1 protein-coding gene is annotated in these 1929 nt (G+C 61.9%); it reads right to left on the bottom strand.

The window, feature by feature from the left end:
- Positions 1–1667, bottom strand: a 1667-nt coding sequence (locus tag ABZ728_RS22040; RefSeq protein ID WP_366658600.1) for a hypothetical protein, incomplete at its 3' end; no start/stop codon positions are given.
- Positions 1668–1929 lie beyond the last annotated feature (262 nt).

Genomic DNA, 1929 nt, shown 5'->3' on the forward strand with positions numbered 1-1929 from the left:
GCGACGTCGAGCCGGCCATCGGCCAGATCGTTCATCGATGAGGCAAGGCCGGTCAGGCGCCGGACGATCGACCGGCCGACATACAACCACGCAATCAGCACCGATACCAGTACGCCCGCCACCGCGATCGCCACCAGAAGCAAACGGCTGCGGTCCAGCAGGTCCATGGCGGCATTGCCGTCGTTCACGGCGCCGGCACTGATGGTTGTCGTCCTGTCGGCGACGGCGCCAAGCAGCGATGCGGCTCTGGTCTGATTGTCAGCGAGCAGGGCAGCGGCAGACTGGTCTGCCTGCAGCAGCTTCTCCCGCAATGCGATAATCCCGACTTCCGGAGCACCGACGGTTTCCATGAGTTCGGACAGCGCGTCTTTCAGGTTTTCCCGGACCTCGGGTGACCGGATAAACGCAAGCGTCGTGTCAAGGGATTGGGTTTCGCTGTCCAGTTGATCGCCCAGCGCACGGAGGTCGGCTTCGGATCGAGTGGTTGCGGCCTCATCGGCCATGCCGGCGATCAGATTGGCAAGTGCGTGGATTTCGAGCAGATTGACCAGATCGCGGAGGTCTTCTCCCATCATCCGGCCGATCTGGCTCGATATCTGCAGCGTCAATGACTGACCCGCTCTGCGCATGTCCTGACGGGAATCACTGACCACGCCGGAAATGTTCCCCAGCAGCGCGCTCTCCAGAGTCCCGGCTTCGGTCGCGGCGCCTGCCAGCGCCTCCTCCAGCGAGGCATTGGCATCGTCACCGGACGGGGTATCGGACTGTTCCTCAAGCTGCCGGCTGCGAAGACCGAAAATTGAGGTGTCGGCATCGGCGTGCAGGAGCAACTCTTCGCCCAGCGAGACCACGTCCTCGAATCCGTCACGGCCGAAGAAGTTCAGCAGGATGATGTCCGCATCGCTGGCCTTGTCGCGGAACTGTCCCTCCAGCGCTTCCACTGCGTCGATGGAAGTGGCCGCTTGCGCCTGTCGCAGAATACCGAAGAGGTTGATGACATCCCCGCGCAGCGTCAACACGCGTTCGAGGTCGCGGGCGGCCCCGTCGATGAGTGATCGGGTCGACTCGTTGACGATTTGCGTCAGCGCTTCTCCCTGCTCGTTCAGAGTGAAACGGGCGTCCATGACATAGGGATCCAGTATCTCGGCCAGAGCGTCATGCTGGCGCGAGGCCAGAGCGACATTCTCCCGGAGCGTGCCGGCAATGGTTATTCTTTCAGCGACCGCGTCGGCATGCGTTGCGACCATTGCCGCCATGGCGTCGATTTCGCTCCCCAGGCCATCCTGTCGATCATTCCTGTCCGCTCTGTCGAGTTCAAGAAGCGCGTCCCGCATCCGTTGGGTAGAATTCTCAAGCCCGGTAACCCGCCGTTCAAGGGCGGCCTCGGTTTCGGCAAAATGGAGGTTGCTGAGCATCCCGGCGAATCCGGCGCTCGACTCCGCCAGCGTGTTGCTTGCGAGCAAGGCCGGAATCGCCTCGTGGCTGACGGCTTCGAGAGCGGACTTCGTTTGACCAAACGACATCCAGCCGACGGCTGCGGCGATGACCGCAGTCGATCCGGCCGCGGCCATTGCTACGAACAGTTTGCCTCGGATGCCCATGGTGTGCCCGGACCGTTGTGTGGCCTTTCGCGATTCCGGTTTTGGCTCCGATTCGGTCGTGGTCACGGTATTTCTCCCGGCTTGCATATCAGGTAACGAGCGTCGCTCGAAGACCGCCGGAGCCTACGAATGCACGTAAAACGGAAAATTTGCATTAACGACAGGCCATATTACGCGCATTCCGCGCTGCTATTCCTGTCGTATTTCAACAAGAAAGGATTGAACCTGGTTGCGCAGGGTATCGGCCTGCATCGCAAGTTGTTCGGCGGCGGACAGGGCCTCGCCGGCGGCCTGTCCGGTGTCGCCGGCGGCGGCTGTGGCTTTTCCG

Origin of the sequence: Fodinicurvata sp. EGI_FJ10296, from assembly GCF_040712075.1 — a bacterium.
In the GTDB taxonomy this organism is placed as follows: domain Bacteria; phylum Pseudomonadota; class Alphaproteobacteria; order DSM-16000; family Inquilinaceae; genus JBFCVL01.